Here is a 15,137-nt window from a genome sequence, read left to right as displayed (position 1 = left end):
GCAATTTCCCCGCCCCGTGGTCACGGAGGCACGTTTTCGTGCCGGTCGAACGATTGCCCCAAAGAAGCCGAACTAAGAACGGGAAAAGATTTGCAATTTCCCCGCCCGCCGGGCACGGAGGCACGTTTTCGTGCCGGTCGAACGATTGCTCCAACGAAGCCAATCTAAGAACGGGAAAAGATTTGCAATTTCCCCGCCTGTCGGGCACGGAGGCACGTTTTCGTGCCGGTCGAGCGATTGCTCCAAAGAAGCCAATCTGAGAACGGGAAAAGATTTGCAATCGAGAACGGGAAAAGATTTGCAATTTCCCCGCCCTCGTGGGCACGGAGGCACGCCGCGCGTGCCGGCTGAGCGATTGCTCCGACGAAGCCGAACTTGGAACGGGAAAAGATTTGCAATCGCTGATATTATGGACGGATGTTTTCAGATACGCATTTTCATTTCAGGCATTTGGTGCGCGACCGCGCTCTTGACGGTGCGGCGATTCTTTCCGGGCTGTGCGCGCGGGAGACGTTCTTCGCGCTTGATATCGGGACGGAGGCGGACGACCTCATAGAACGGCTGAATTTCGTGGAGGAGGCGGCATCCGCCCTTTCTGATGGGGAGCGGGAACGCGTCCGCGCGCTTGTGAAATTCTCCGCGGGGATTTGGCCGTCCGTGGAGGAGATTTCCGCACGGCATGAGAGGATGGGAATCCTTGAGGACAAGATAGCGAAATTCTCCGCGGCCGACGGGAAGAGGCTCGTCGCAATCGGCGAATGCGGGCTCGACCATCATTGGAATCCGGCCGGGGCGGACGGACGGAGCGCGGACGATTTCGATTCCGAGATGCTTCGCGGGGAGGAGGAGCTTTTCGAGATGCAGCTCCAGCTTGCGAGCAGTCTCGACCTTCCGGTAATAGTCCATTCCCGCGAGGCGTTCGACGGAACCGTCAGCGCGCTTCGGAACATGGACAGCCACCGCGGGATTATCCACTGCTACTCGTATGGGATTGACGAGGCGCGCGTCTTCCTCGATTTGGGCTACCACATCGCGTTCGGGGGCGCCGTGACGTATGCAAAAAAATCCCGCATCGAGGAGATGGCGGCGCTTTTGCGTTTCGTTCCCGACGACAGGATTCTGATTGAGACCGATTCCCCGTATCTCGCGCCCGTCCCGTTCCGCGGTCAGGTGAACACGCCGATTCTCGTCGAGTACGTCTACAATTTTGTCGCGAGCGCGCGTTCCGTAACCCCGTCCGCCTTGAGCGCGACCGTTGACGGGAACATCTCGAAGCTCTTCCGCCTTTGAGCCGTCCACGCAAAAAAATGCCCCCGGAAAACGAAGCGCGCTTCAGAAATCCGGGGGCGTTTTTATGCGGTCACGCGATTATATGTTGAGGAGGTCGGAGTACGCCTTGAGCGCCCCGTCCGTATCGTGCGCGAGAACCTTTTTCGCGAGCTTCTTTCCGAGCTGGACGCCCTCCTGGTCGAAGCTGTTGATGTTCCACGCGAATCCCTGGAACATGACCTTGTTCTCGAAATGGGCGAGGAGCGCGCCGAGCACTTTCGGGGTGAGCCTGTCGCCGTAGATGATGCTTGACGGGCGCTCTCCTGCAAACGACTTGTTCGGGTCGTCGTCCTTCTTTCCGCACGCGAACGCCATAATCTGCGCGACGACGTTTGCGCAGAGCTTCTTCTGGCTCGTCGAGTCCTCGATGACGACGTCAGTTCCCGTCTGGTTCTCCTTGAACGCGATGAACTGGAGCGGGATGATGTTCGTTCCCTGATGGAGCAGCTGGTAGAACGAGTGCTGGCCGTTCGTTCCCGGCTCGCCGAAAATGACGGGGCCCGTGACGTAGCTGACCGGCTTGCCGAACCTGTTCACGCTCTTTCCGTTCGACTCCATGTCGAGCTGCTGGAGATGCGCGGGGAAGCGCGACAAAGCCTGCGAGTAGGGAAGCACCGCCGTTGACGGATATTCCTGCACGTTCCTTTCGTAGATTCCGATGAGCGCGTCGAGGAGCGACGGGTTCTTGAGGATGTCCTTGTTCGTCGCGGTCTTGTCCATCGCGGCGGCTCCGTCGAGGAATTCGGCGAAGACGTTCGGCCCGAACGCGAGCGACAGCACCGCTCCGCCGACGCCGCTTGTCGATGAGTAGCGTCCGCCGATGTAGTCGTCCATGTAGAATGCGGCGAGGTAGTCGGGGTTGTGCGCGAGCGGGGAAGTCTCGCTCGTGACGGCAATCATGTGCTTCGCGGGGTTGAGCCCTGCTTTCTTGAGCGCGTCCTTGACGAAGGACTCGTTAGTGAGTGTCTCGAGCGTCGTTCCGCTTTTTGAGACGAGTATGAAGAGCGAGTGCGCGAGGTCGAGCGATTTGAGGACGCTCGCGGCGTCATCCGGGTCGACGTTGGAGATGAATTTCGCCTCCATCTTGAACGTACCCTCCGCTTTTGCCCAGTTCTCGAGCGCAAGATACATGGCGCGCGGCCCGAGGTCGCTTCCGCCGATTCCAATCTGGACGACCGTGGTGAATTTCTCACCGGCAGCGTTTGCGATGCGTCCGTCGTGAACCTTGTCCGCGAATTCGGCTATTCTCTTCTGCTCGTTGATGTAGAATTCGCGCTTGTTTACTCCGTCAGCCGTGACGTCCTTTCCGAGCTGCCCGCGCGTGAGCTGGTGGAGGACGAGCCTCTTCTCTCCTGTGTTGACTACAGCGCCGTTGTAAAGCTCCTCGAATTTCTCGACAAGCTGAGCCTCTTGTGAAAGCTCTGCCAGGACGCCGAGGATTTTCTCGTCAACCTGTTTGGCTGCGTAGTTGTAGACGAGCCCCGCCGCCATCGGCACCGAGCATGATGCGACTCTCTCCGCCGCCTTCTCGCCGGAAAGCTCCTTAGCCACCGAGACTGCGCCTTTGAGCGACTGAAGCTTCTTGAACGACGCGAGCGTGTCAAGATTTTCCCAGGAAATTGCCATTTCGTTTCTCCTTTATGTTTTTAGTTCCGAGAGTATACCACATTGATTGGGGCGGTGCGAGCGGTCGGAAACGGGCTGCGGCTCATTCCTGCGCGGAAATCCACGCGGCGGCTTGCTCGTCCTCGCCTTGTACGCCATCCGCGGCGGAATCGTTCCAGAAAAGCGAGAAATCGACGCGAAGCCCGTTGTTCTTGAGCAGCTGCGCGAGGTTCATCTCCGCCGTGAGCGGTTTGTCCCCGCGGGCGGCCGTTCCCCGTATGCGCCACGACGATGCGGCTTTCCCGCTTTTCTCGCAGAGAAAATACATCGGGTCGTACATTTCCGAAAGAAGCGAGAAATTTCCCTCGTCGGACGCTGCCGCGCCTATTTTCCTGAGCGGTTTCTGGAACAGCTTCGCGAACGCTTTCCAGTCGGTAATCTCCGCAATGCCTTCCGCGCCGTCGTATTCCACCCAGCGCCCGCCGCCTTTTGAGAGGGAGAGCGCGTTCAGCGACTCGATGTAGTCGTAGGGCGTGTCGTGTATCCCCGAAAGCTCGCGCTGCCTTTTTTCCGTCATCTCCCTGAACAGCCGCTCCTCCGCGATGTTCGGGATGGCGCTTTTCGGTTTGCGCGGCTTTCTTCCGGCAAACATCCCCTCCGTCGCGGATTCTCCCTGCGGGTTCTCGATTTCTGCGATGTGCGTCGCGAAAAGCCCCGTCTTCCTGGGGAACGGACCGGCGGCGAGGAATTCGTTCAGCGAGCGCGTAAGTTCCTTCCGGTAGAAATCGGCGTAGGGACCGCCGCCGCTTTCGTCGAGCGTCAGCGCGTTCCCGTCGTCGCCGGCAAGACTGAGCGAATTGATTTTCTCCGCGAACGACCGGGCGAGATTCTCCGACTTCAGCCTCTCTTCCTCCGCGTCCCCGCCCGAAAATTCGCGGGCATGTCCCGCGCTCCATTCGAATGCCGCGTCGGAGAGGGGGAGCGCCGTCCTCGGTTCCGTCGCGAAAACGCCGTCGACGGCATCCGTCGTTTCCGCGGCGCCAATCTCGTCGAGCAGCGACGAGTAGAGCGCGGAGTCGCCCGACGCGCCGATGACGCACGCAATCGCGCCGCCCGCGTCGCTTCCGTAGACGAAGAACCCTTTTTCCGGCGGGAGAATATCCGCGTTGAGCCTGATGAAGCGGATTGCCGCCTTGAAGTCAGCGACAGCCGCGCCGACGCCCGTCCCTTTCCCGCGCGCGCCTGCAAGGACTGCAATCAGCCCCGATTTTGCGATTGATGCCGCCTCCCTGGAATACGATTGCGCGGGTTTCATCGCGAGGAACGACGGCGTGTCGATTTTCATCGCGAACGGCGCGCCGTTCCCGCACGCTTTTGCCGTGTACGTTCCGTCGCCGTTCGCCTTCGCGTCGAAAAGCGCGCGCGGCACGAAAACGGCGAGCTGCTCGTGGTGCGTGTCGGCTGCGTTCGCGCAATACGGAATTCCCGTCTGGAAGAAAACGCCGTCTTCCTCGTTCAGAAGCCATTTCGTCATGTCGATTTTCTTGAGGCTGCTCGTTTCCGGGACGAATTCCATCTCGACGAATTCCTCATCGGGCGCGGGAATCTGCTCCTCTTCCGCCACCGCGTCTTTTTTCGGGATGAATTCCTCCTCCGTCACGATTTCGGCTTTTTTTTCCGCCGTCTGCTCGGGTTTTGTCGTCGCGCACGAGAACGCGAGCGCAAGAACAGCCGGAGCGATTAAGGTCGTCCTTCTCATTTTTTTCTCCGTAATAACCTTATTGCGCGTAGAAAAGTTCCGTTGCGCGCGCCATGTGGGCCGCGTCGTCGCTGCCCGCCGACTCGAACGGCGAATGCATCGCCCATTGCGCGAGCCCGATGTCGACTGACAGCGCGGAGACGTGCGCCGTCGATATGTTCCCGAGCGTCGAGCCGCCCGCCACGTTCGAGTTGTTCGTGAACGTCTGCGTCGGAATTCCCGCGTCCGCGCATATCCGCCTGAAAATGGACGAGGAAAGCGCGTCCGTCGTGTATTTCTGCGCCGCGTTGTGCTTGATGACGATTCCTCCGTTGAGGCGCGGCCTGTTTATGGGGTCGGATTTGTCAGGATATGCGGGATGGACTGCGTGCGCGTTGTCCGCGCTGACGAGGAAACTGTTCGCGACTGCCGTGTTGTAGTCCTCGTCGGTGCGTCCGAGCGCGCCGTTGATGCGCCTGAGCGTGTCCTCGAGGAACGTGGAGTCGGCGCCCTGCCGCGTCCCGCTTCCGACTTCCTCGTTGTCGAAAACCGCATGGACGAGCGCGTTCCTTCCGCCTGATTTTTTGCACGCGCCGATGAATCCCAAAAGCGTCGTGTACGCGCATTCAAGGTCGTCGAGCCTCGGTGACGCGATGAATTCGTCGTCCGCGCCCCAGAACATGCCGTCGTCGCTGCACGAAAGGAAAAGGTCGTGCCCGAGGATGTCCTCCTCGCCGATTCCGCAGTGCTCCGAGATGAATTTTTTGAGGGAGAACGACTCTCCTGCCGCGATTACGGGCATCATCTCCGACTGCACGTTGATTTTGCGCCCGTCGTTCGCGTCCCGCGCGAAGTGGATTGCCAGGTTCGGAATCATGACGAGGTTTTTCTTCAGCGAGACGAGCTTCTCCTCCACGTCGAACGCGCCGGGGCCTTTCCGCACAATCGCGCGTCCCGCTATCGATAGCGGCCTGTCGAACCACGGCTGCATGAGCATCCCGCCGTATTTCTCGACGTTCAGCCTCACGCATCCGTTCCCCTTCATCTCGGGGTTCTCCTTTATCTTGAACGAAGGCGAGTCCGAATGCGAGGCTGCAATCCTGAACCCGCAAAAATCGCGTCCCGGCGCCACGAACGATAGTATCGAGGAGCTGTTCCTCGTGACGAAATACCGTCCGCCTTCCTCTATTTTCCATCGTTCGCCCTCGGAAAGCTCCGAAAAGCCGTTTTCCTTCAAAATTTCCTTTATGTTCCCGACGGCATGGAAGCAGCTCGGGCTTTTGCGTATGAATTCCAGCGTTTTTTCTGCAGTTTCGTTTTTCATGCGCACATTCTAGCACACAATCGCTTTTCCGTTTTCCGCTCAGGGCATGAAAAAGCGCGCCTCTCGGCGCGCCGTGGTGACAGCGGATTCAGAACCCGTTATTTGTACGATTTCTGGACGGTCAGGACGTCCGTCTCCTTGTCATAGAGGAACGAGAGGAGATAGATTGTCGTCTCGGATTTTGTCGTGCGCTTGTAGATTGTGCATGCGTACTTGTATCCCTTCTCCTTCATCTCCGGTTTGAGCTCCTCGTCGAAGAGAATCGTCTTCTCGCCGCTCTCGAAGTTGAAGTATTCGGTGATTGTCTCCTTCGGGTTCATGCCCCAGCCGTTCTTGTTCAGAATCTGCTGGACGCGGTTGTCGCGCTGCTCGTCCGTCTTGAATGCATAGAAGTGGTACTTGTGCCCGAGCGCGTTCGCGTCGAATTCGTACCATGTGTAGTTTTCGTCATCCGCGCTGTAAGCCTTTGTCTTTGGCTTGGCTGCGAAAACTGCTGCAGATGAAATCGCGAGGAAAAGCGCGATGATGGAAAATGCTTTCTTGAACATTGTGGTCTCCTTGATGTAAGTCTAAAAAATAGTCTGAAAACAGACTTGCATGACTCATAGTGTATCACAAGATTTCCGAATGTCCAAAATGAATGTTTCCGAACGGCTTTTTTTTGCCCGCTCGCGTTTCCGGGCTGGCAGGGGCGTTTGCCGTACCTTTATGCTTGGTTTAATTGAGGTTTGTCCACTTTTGGAATAAAATTAGACGTTACGTTTTTTTTGAACGAAGCCCCGCAATCACGCAAGGAACGCCGGGGCTGACAATCATTTTTTTACGAGGTTATTTTTTATGGAAAACATCAAGGAAGTCCGCGTGCGCTATGCGCCGTCGCCCACGGGACTGCAGCACATCGGCGGCGTCCGCACCGCGCTGTTCAACTATCTCTATGCCCGCTCGAAGGGCGGAAAATTCATCCTGCGCCTTGAGGACACCGACCGCACCCGCTACGACGAGAAGTACGTCCAGAACCTGTACGACACGATGGCGTGGCTCGGGCTGGACTGGGACGAGGGCGGCGACAAGGGCGGCGAGTACGGGCCGTACGTCCAGAGCGAGCGGTTCGCGCTGTACAAGGAATACGCGCAGAAGCTCATCGAGAACGGAGAAGCGTACTACTGCTTCTGCGACGCCGAGCGCCTCGACAGAATCCGCAAGATACAGCAGGAGAACAAGATGGCCCCCGGCTACGACAGGAACTGCCGCCACCTCACTCCCGAGGAAGTCAAGGCGAACCTCGACGCGGGAAAGCCGTTCGTAATCCGCCTGAAGGTTCCGCTTGAGGGCGAGACGAAATTCCACGACCACCTTCTCGGCGACATCACCTGGAAGAACGAGGACATTTCCCCCGACCCGGTTCTCCTCAAGAGCGACGGCTTCCCGACGTACCACCTCGCGAACATCGTGGACGACCATCTCATGCACGTCTCACACGTCATGCGCGCGCAGGAATGGATTCCCTCGACGCCGCTCCACGTGCAGATGTACCGCTCGTTCGGGTGGGAGCACCCCGAGTTCTGCCACCTTCCGATGGTGAACGGCTCCGACGGAAAGAAGCTCTCCAAGCGCCACGGCTCGACTTCCTTGAACGAATTCCGCGCGAGGGGATACCTTCCGCAGGCAATCGTGAACTACGTCGCGCTTCTCGGATGCTCGTACGAGGAGGGCAAGGAATTCTACACGCTCGCCGAGCTTGCCGAGAATTTCCGCCTCGAGCACCTGAACAAGTCGCCCGCCGTGTTCGACTACAAGAAGCTCGAATACTACAACGGAAACTACATACGCCGCCTCTCCGACGAGGAGCTTTACAAATGGACGCTCCCGTTCATCACGGGGACGGGCGACGCGACGCTCGAAATCAACCCGGAGAACCCGCAGCCCAAGCCGAAGGTGGGGCCGGAATATTCGGGCGTGCGCCTGAACGACGCGGGCGAGCCTGAGTGCGTGGACGAGTCGATGGGAATGACGAGCGCGGACGTGAAGGCCGCCCTCATGAAGCTCATGCCGCTCATCCGCGAGAGACTCCATTTCCTCTGCGATGCCGCGGAGATGGTGCGCTTCCTCTTCACGAAGCCGGCCGTTCTTCCCGTCGAGCAGATTGTCCCCAAGAAGCTCGACGCGGCGAAGACGAAGGAAGTCCTCGAGGCTGCAATCGGCTTCATCGAGAAGCTTCCGTCAATTTCCGAGGAGGAGGGCGAGAACCTCGCAAAGGCGACGGCTGAATCCCTCGGAGTCAAGCTCGGCGACTTTATGATGCCCATCCGCATGGCTGTCACGGGAAGCCGCGTGTCGCCGCCGCTCATCGGCTCAATCCTCATTCTCGGTGCCGATGAATCGGTTGCCCGCGTAAGAAAGACGCTCGAGTCGTTCTGATTCCGCGTTTTTGACGAACGAACCCCGCGCGTGCGTTTTCGTGCGCGCGGGGGTTTTTATGCACGCTGAGCCTGTTCGGGAGACTGCTTCCGGGGCAGGCGTTTTTTGATGTCCTCTTCCTATCATCAAACCTGTTCGGAAACCTCAGTTTCAGAACATTAAGAACAGGTCTGTTTTGGCGCGGTAGAGAATCGCCTCGCCCCTGATAGCCCGCCCCGTTGTCGTAAGCCGCTGACGAAACGGGCGGGTTTCTTAGGAATCGGAATCAGTTTTATGAAAGCCAAGTTTTTGAACACACAAGAAGGAGAACTTATGAGAAGAAATTCCTTGTCTTTCAAAATCGTCACCAGGATTGCGCTCCTCGTGACATTGATTTGCGTCCTGCTCACGGCGTTCGCAATACTTTTTCTTCGCAGAATTCAGACGAACCAGGTCGTCGGCATGATGACGAGATGCCGCGACGATGCCGGAAAACTCATCGACTTGTCGATTGACGCGTACATCCGCGAGGTCGAGGCAATCTCAATGAGAAGCGACATCCGCGAGATGGATTGGGACGTGCAGAAGGAAATCCTCATCGAAGAGGCGCGGCGCATGGGATTCGAGTCGTTCGAGGTCGGCGACATGAACGGCATGGCGCATTCGACGCACGGGAACGACATATGGGTCGGGGGACGGAGCTACTACAACAAGGCGCTTTCCGGCGTCCCCAACATCTCCGATTTGGTCTACGACGAGCGGTACAACAAGATGGTCGTCGTAGTGAGCTGCCCGCTCTATGGCGAAGGCGGTTCCGTGGCCGGCGTCATTTCCGCAGTCGCCGACGCATCGTTCACGAACGCGATAACGTCGTCGGTGAAGCTCGATTACGACGGGGGCATATTCATAATCAACGACGCGGGCGACAAGATGGCGGGCGTCGATTACGCGGGGCGCACGATGCTCGAGAACAACATCCACAGCGGCGATTATGCGCCCTCCGGAAAATTCGGGCAGTTCCGCGAGCTTCAGATAAAGATGATTCAGGAGCCTAGCGGGCTTGAGACGTTCTTCATGGACGGGAAGGAATATTTCCTTTCGTTCGTCACGGTGAACGGCGGCAGGTGGCATCTGGGAATCATTCAGAACAGGGCGCAGGCGCTCGCCGTACTCTCCGAGATTTTCTTCAGGATGGTCCTCATAACGGTTGCCGCGATTGTGTTCGGCTCGCTCGGCGGGCTTTTCTTCGCGCGCACGCTCAGACCGCTCAGAAGGGTCAGCGCGAGCATAAAGGAAATCGCGTCCGGAAAGGCGGATTTGACGCAGCGAATCAGGATAAAGACGGAGTACGAAATCGGGGAGCTTGTGGACGGGTTCAACACGTTCACGGAAAAACTCCAGAGCATAATGACCGTCATGAAGCAGTCGAAGGAATCGCTTTCCGATGCGGGCACGATGCTGAAAAGCGACACGAAGAACACGATTTCCTCGATAGATGCGATTATCGAGAATATCCAGGCGACGAGGATGGGGACGACGCTCCAGTTCTCCAGCGTCGAGCAGACGGCGAGCGCCGTGCACGAAATCGCGTCGAACATCGAGTCGCTTGAGCGCATGGTCGAGAACCAGTCGTCGAGCGTAAAGGTCGCGAGCGGCGCGGTCTCGGCGATGATAGGAAACATCGAGAAAGTCAACGCGTCGGCGGAGAAGATGACCGATGCGTTCAGGCGCCTTGAGGAAAAGGCGCAGTCCGGGCTCAGGAAGCAGGACGACGTGAGCGACAAGATTTCCGTCGTCGGCGAGCAGTCCAAAATTCTCGGCAACGCGAACAAGACAATCCGCGAGATTGCGAGCCGCACGAACATGCTCGCGATGAACGCGGCAATTGAGGCGGCGCACGCGGGCGCGAGCGGCAAGGGATTCTCCGTCGTCGCCGACGAAATCAGGAAGCTTTCCGAGACGTCGTCCGCGCAGTCGAAGGAAATCGGTGAGCAGCTTTCGAAGATTCAGGATTCCATCGGGCAGATTATATTCGCGTCGAACGAATCGCGGCTCGCGTTCAAGAACGTCAGCGAGGAAATCCAGTCCACCGACTACCTCGTCAAGGAAATTTCCTCCGCGATGGACGAGCAGCACAGGGATTCCGAGAAAATCAACGCGTCGCTCGGCAGCATGAACGACAGCACGGACATCGTCCTTTCGGCGGTGAACGAGATGTCGGAGGGAAATGCCGCGATTCTCAAGGAAATCCAGAACCTCCAGTCGTCCACGACGGATTTGAAGCAGAACATGGACAAGATGGAAAGCGGGGCGGAGGACATCAGAAGCACCGGAAGCGCGCTTTCCGAGATTTCGGAGAGGATGTCCGCCTCGATAGAAGATATTTCGGGGCAGGTCGACAAATTCCAGGTTTGAAGGGGCGTTTTTCGTCCCGCAAAGAAAACGAGGCAACACCATGAAGACAATCAGAAGAATCGCTCTTTTTACCGTTCCGCTCATCGCGCTTTTTTTGTCCGGATGCGGGAAGAACAAGGACGGGAGCGTCCCGGCAAAGCAGGACAAAATACACATCCGCGTCTGGGAGACGGACGGCGGTATTGACGAGTTCATAAAGCAGGCGGGAAAGGAATTCTCGAAGCTCCGTCCGGACGTCGCTGTCGATTACATTTACGTGGGGCTTCCTGCGATGGTCGAAACGCTCGAAATCGATGCGCCCGCCGGAGTCGCGCCCGACATAATAACCTCTCCGCACGACACGCTCGGAATCATCGTCTCGAAAAACCTCGTCCTTCCGACGCGGAATCCCGGCGACATCTCGCGCAAGGTGCTCGGCGCGTGCTCGAAGGCGCTTACGTACAACGGCACGATGTACGGATATCCCGTGAGCGCGGAGACGTACGCGCTTTTCTACAACAAGAAGCTCATAAAAGAGCAGGACGTCCCGAAAACGTGGGACGCCCTTGTCGGATGGTCGGGGGAATTCATCGCGAACAACCCGCGCCGATATCCGTTCGTCATGGATTTCATGAACATGTACTACTCGGTGATTTTCACGACGATGAACGGGAACAGGCTCTACGGCGAGAGCGGGAGCGAGGGGCAGAACCCGCACATGGGAACGAAAGACGCAATCCGCGGCATGGAATTCTTCCAGTCGCTCAGGGAAAAGCTCGGAATCGGCAGCACGGAGCTGAACACCGCGACGTGCGACGGACTTTTCTCCTCGGGAAACGCGGCGATGTACGTGACGGGCTTGTGGAACGTGAAGCCGTTCGAGAAGGCGGGAATCGATTTCGGCGTGGCGGCGCTCCCGTCGCTTCCGGGGGAAAACAAGCCGGCGGCATCGTTCAGCGGCACGCGCGGGATGTTCGTCACGGCGGCCTCGAAGCATCCCGACGTCGCGGCCGACTTCCTCGAATTCCTGCTCACGCCGGAGATGCAGCAGCTTCGGTTCAGCCTGACGGGCGCGATGCCTTCGATAGACACGGCGGTCAGCAGCAAATACATGGCGGGATTCACGAAGCAGCTCGGCTACGCGTTCCCGATGCCGTCGATTCCCGCGATGGGGAATATGTGGTCGGAATCGTCCGAGACGCTCCGCAACATCTGGAATGGCGCCGATGTTGCCGAAGAGATGCGTTTGCTCAACGAAAAGATAAAAGGATGATTGTATGAAAAATATTCTTGCGCTCTTTTTTTCTGCCGTCATGTTCCTTTCCCTTTTTGGCTGCGAGATAGAGCCGGTCGAGACGTTCTACACGGTAAGCGGAACCTACGACGAGGAATTCGAGTCGTGCGCGTTCCTTCATTTCGAGCCGGGCGAGGAAAAAATAGGCAGTATTTCCGACAAGGACTGGGGCACCGTCAAGACGATGCTCGTCACGTCCTGCGCGCAAAGACACGAGTGGGCGAAAAGCGAGGTCGAGTCGTTCCTTTTGGGGCAGGGGCTTTCGCCGTCAGACGCGTCGGAAAAAGCCGGAACGCTTTGCTCGATGGAGCACGGTTTCTGGGCGCGCCGCGTCGGTTCCGGAATCACCTGTGTCGTGAAATGACGCGGCGCCGCTGCGGGTTTTCTTTTTTTTGGAAGGGAAACCCGCTTTTTTTTGTCAAAAATACATTCTGTATGCCAAAATGGAGAATCCAGTTTTATGGCGAATCTTTCCGCGCAAGGAGCCTTTATGAAACGAATCTGTCTTTTCCCGCTGGTCGCGCTTTCCGCGCTCTTCCTTTTCTCGTGCGCCGACGACAACAGCGCCGAGCCTGCGCCGGATTATTCGGCTGTTGTCGCGAATACCGACGAGAAAGTAATCGAATGCTTCAACCTTACGAATGAATTCCGTACGGGAAGCGAGGCATATTACTTGAACAATGACAACGTGACGACGACGAGCCTTGTCGGAAAACTTTCCGCATTGACGCTCGATGAGGAATTGTGCCGGGCTGCCCAAATCCGCGCGAACGAAATCGTAAAAAGCTTCTCCCATACGCGCCCGAACGGAAAATCGTGCTTCACCGTTCTTTCCGATTTGTCGATTTCGTATTCCGCCGCCGGCGAGAACATCGCCGCAGGTTCCTCCACGGGAAGCGGCACGTTCACGCAATGGAAGGAGGACGGCGAGAATTATGCGGGGCAGGGGCACCGGCGCAACATGCTCGGTCAGAATTTCACGAAAATCGGAATCGCCTACGCATATGCAGATGGAAGCAGATACGGATATTACTGGGCGATGATTCTCGCTAAATAGCCCGAATGTCGGGTTTCAGTATCGGAACATGGTAGTTGACCGCAGCCGAAGATACTCATAAAAAAGAGAAACCGGTCAGTCCGACAAGCTCGATGACCGGTTTCCGCATCCATAGACCAGTACCTGAAAGTGTCTTGCATTTCGGCATTCCGGACCGTTTCGGAATCTCGCCATTGCCCGCCCCGCGCCCCCTAGAACGCTTCCCCGCACTCAATCGTCATCCGCACGCCCGTCCTCGGATGGGTGAACTCGATTCTGCGCGCGTGGAGCATGAGCCGCTCGCCGTCCGCTTTCGTCCCGTAGAGCGAGTCTCCGATTATCGGGATGCCGAACCCGTGCGCGTCCGCGCTTGCCGTTCGCAGCTGGTGCGTCCGTCCCGTGTGCGGCATGAAAAGGACGCGCGTCGCGTTGCGGGCGGTTCCGCCGGGGGATTCGTACCGCTCGACGCCCAGAACCTGCCATTCCGTGACGGCTTTTTTCCCGTTCTCGGCGTCCCAGATTTGGTGCGGGCGGTTCTCCACGTCAAGCCGGAAGAACGTCTCCACCGTTCCGTGCGCGGGAATTCCATTTTTTGCGAGGACGCCGTCGAGGAGCGCGACGTATTCCTTCCGAACGTCCCCGTTCTCGAACTGCCGCTGCATCGCGCGCTGCGATTCCCTGTTCAGCGCGAGGATGAGGATTCCGCTCGTCTCCATGTCGAGCCGGTGCACGGCGGGCTGCGCGGGAGAGCCGGGGAAAAGCCTTCTGAACCGCGTCTCCGCGCTGTCCTTTTCCGTTCGACCGGGGACGGAAAGAAGACCGCTCGGTTTGTCGATTGCGCAGATGTCGTCGTCGCGGAACAGTATCTTGAGCCCGAGCATCGCGGGAAGGAGGATTCCGCACCGCTCGTCGCACGGCTCGCATTTTTTCGTTCCGCCGTTTCCGACGAAGAATTCGCACATCGAGACGGGAAGCAGGTTGTTCTTGAACGCGTGGTGGAGGAGCTTCGGCGCGCAGCAGTCGCCCGTCCCCGTCGGCGGGAGCTTTCCTTCTGGCATCATCATCGCCGCGTTGTGTGATTCGCATATGTCGCGGAGCGTCCGCGTCTTTCCGTCCGCGCAGCAGAACGAGTAGAGCGCGTGGACGTTCGCGAGTGACTGCGCGCAGAGAATCTTCCTTTTGGATTCAAGCCCGCGCCTTTTTTCCGCGTTCTTTTCCGAGCCGATTTCCTCCGTGAGGCGGTGGATTTCCGCGTCGTTCCCGCTCAGCGCGCGCGCGATTTCTTCGGCGGACGCAACCGGCTCCGCGTATTGTGACGGAAGCGAGAGAATCTCCGTCCCGCGCAAATCGAGCCTGCGCGCCGTTCCCGAATTCGACGCGATGACGGTCTCGTTTCCGTCCTCGTCGCGGCAGACGAGCGCGCCAATCATCATTCCGGCGTCCTTGCGCTCCTCGCTTTCCTTCGTCACGCGGATGACTCCTATCTCGCCCGAATCGATTTTCCTCGCGATTTCCTCGCACGCTTGTGCAGCCCTTTTTTCCGGGAATGGTGGGAACATGTTCTCTCCTTTTGTTTTCTCGTTTCCGTTCCGTCCATCGTAGCGGAAATTCACGCTTTTGCGAACGCGCCGGATTTCAGCCGCCGCCATAAAATTCCGAGAATTTGTTGAGTTTATATGGAGGGAAAAAATGGTAATAGTTATAGATGACGAGAAGGTTATGAGATGCGCGCGGAGGATTTCCCTCTCGCTGGTCGCCCTGGCGGTCCTGCTTTTCCTCGTCCTTTCGGGGATGGTGTTCAAATTCAGCACGGAGCACGCGCTCGAGTACGAGATGAAGTACAACATGATGAACGCCTCCGGAAAAGCCGTCGCTTCCTCGATGCGGAAGACGGGCGAGGTCGAGGATTCCCTCCTGAACAACAAGAACGCGTTCCGCAACACGAAGAAGAACGGGAAGAACAACGCGTTCTTCGACGAGGTTTCGCGGAAGCATCGGAACGACAGATGAAATCCGATTG

General features: G+C 57.9%; 12 protein-coding genes. 7 read left to right on the top strand and 5 right to left on the bottom strand.

Annotated features, from left to right (window positions below):
- Positions 1-417 precede the first annotated feature (417 nt).
- Entirely contained in the window at positions 418-1,290 is an 873-nt protein-coding gene (locus TRESADRAFT_RS09005) for a TatD family hydrolase (protein WP_040842738.1), read from the top strand.
- A gap of 78 nt (positions 1,291-1,368) precedes the next feature.
- Here the strand turns inward: TRESADRAFT_RS09005 and TRESADRAFT_RS09000 are convergent, their stop codons facing one another.
- From TRESADRAFT_RS09000 to TRESADRAFT_RS08985, 4 genes are all read right to left on the bottom strand, one after another.
- Complete coding sequence (locus tag TRESADRAFT_RS09000) at positions 1,369-2,955, bottom strand: glucose-6-phosphate isomerase (RefSeq protein WP_002704958.1); 1,587 nt, start codon at positions 2,953-2,955, stop codon at positions 1,369-1,371.
- A gap of 82 nt (positions 2,956-3,037) precedes the next feature.
- The gene (locus tag TRESADRAFT_RS08995) at positions 3,038-4,693 is read right to left on the bottom strand and encodes a hypothetical protein (protein ID WP_002704957.1); all 1,656 of its coding nucleotides are present in this window, start codon (positions 4,691-4,693) and stop codon (positions 3,038-3,040) included.
- A 19-nt stretch (positions 4,694-4,712) separates the two neighbouring features.
- Complete coding sequence (locus tag TRESADRAFT_RS08990) at positions 4,713-5,996, bottom strand: M18 family aminopeptidase (RefSeq protein ID WP_002704955.1); 1,284 nt, start codon at positions 5,994-5,996, stop codon at positions 4,713-4,715.
- A 98-nt stretch (positions 5,997-6,094) separates the two neighbouring features.
- On the bottom strand, positions 6,095-6,544 hold the full coding sequence (locus TRESADRAFT_RS08985; RefSeq protein ID WP_002704953.1) for a hypothetical protein: 450 nt from the start codon (positions 6,542-6,544) through the stop codon (positions 6,095-6,097).
- A 289-nt stretch (positions 6,545-6,833) separates the two neighbouring features.
- Between TRESADRAFT_RS08985 and gltX the strand changes: the two genes are divergently transcribed.
- The 5 genes from gltX to TRESADRAFT_RS15210 all read left to right on the top strand — a co-directional run bounded on the left by gltX (position 6,834) and on the right by TRESADRAFT_RS15210 (position 13,138).
- Positions 6,834-8,414 carry a glutamate--tRNA ligase gene (gltX, locus tag TRESADRAFT_RS08980; RefSeq protein WP_002704950.1) on the top strand — a complete coding sequence of 527 codons (1,581 nt, stop codon included), beginning with the start codon at positions 6,834-6,836 and terminating at the stop codon, positions 8,412-8,414.
- 312 nt (positions 8,415-8,726) lie between these two features.
- The gene (locus TRESADRAFT_RS08975; protein ID WP_002704949.1) at positions 8,727-10,808 is read left to right on the top strand and encodes a methyl-accepting chemotaxis protein; all 2,082 of its coding nucleotides are present in this window, start codon (positions 8,727-8,729) and stop codon (positions 10,806-10,808) included.
- A gap of 40 nt (positions 10,809-10,848) precedes the next feature.
- Complete coding sequence (locus tag TRESADRAFT_RS08970) at positions 10,849-12,060, top strand: sugar ABC transporter substrate-binding protein (protein ID WP_002704947.1); 1,212 nt, start codon at positions 10,849-10,851, stop codon at positions 12,058-12,060.
- Positions 12,061-12,064: 4 nt separating this feature from the next.
- Positions 12,065-12,445, top strand: a complete 381-nt coding sequence (locus TRESADRAFT_RS08965) for a hypothetical protein (RefSeq protein ID WP_002704943.1) — start codon at positions 12,065-12,067, stop codon at positions 12,443-12,445.
- A gap of 126 nt (positions 12,446-12,571) precedes the next feature.
- Positions 12,572-13,138: a CAP domain-containing protein gene (locus TRESADRAFT_RS15210; protein WP_002704941.1), complete on the top strand. Its 567-nt coding sequence runs from the start codon at positions 12,572-12,574 to the stop codon at positions 13,136-13,138.
- A 191-nt stretch (positions 13,139-13,329) separates the two neighbouring features.
- Here TRESADRAFT_RS15210 and TRESADRAFT_RS08955 read toward each other — a convergent pair whose 3' ends face one another.
- Positions 13,330-14,676: an RluA family pseudouridine synthase gene (locus TRESADRAFT_RS08955; RefSeq protein ID WP_040842770.1), complete on the bottom strand. Its 1,347-nt coding sequence runs from the start codon at positions 14,674-14,676 to the stop codon at positions 13,330-13,332.
- Positions 14,677-14,806: 130 nt separating this feature from the next.
- Between TRESADRAFT_RS08955 and TRESADRAFT_RS08950 the strand changes: the two genes are divergently transcribed.
- Complete coding sequence (locus TRESADRAFT_RS08950; RefSeq protein WP_002704937.1) at positions 14,807-15,127, top strand: hypothetical protein; 321 nt, start codon at positions 14,807-14,809, stop codon at positions 15,125-15,127.
- Positions 15,128-15,137: the final 10 nt, after the last annotated feature.

The organism is Treponema saccharophilum DSM 2985 (genome assembly GCF_000255555.1).
Taxonomy (GTDB): Bacteria; Spirochaetota; Spirochaetia; order Treponematales; family Treponemataceae; genus Treponema_D; species Treponema_D saccharophilum.
This window is presented reverse-complemented; position numbering and strand designations above follow the sequence as displayed.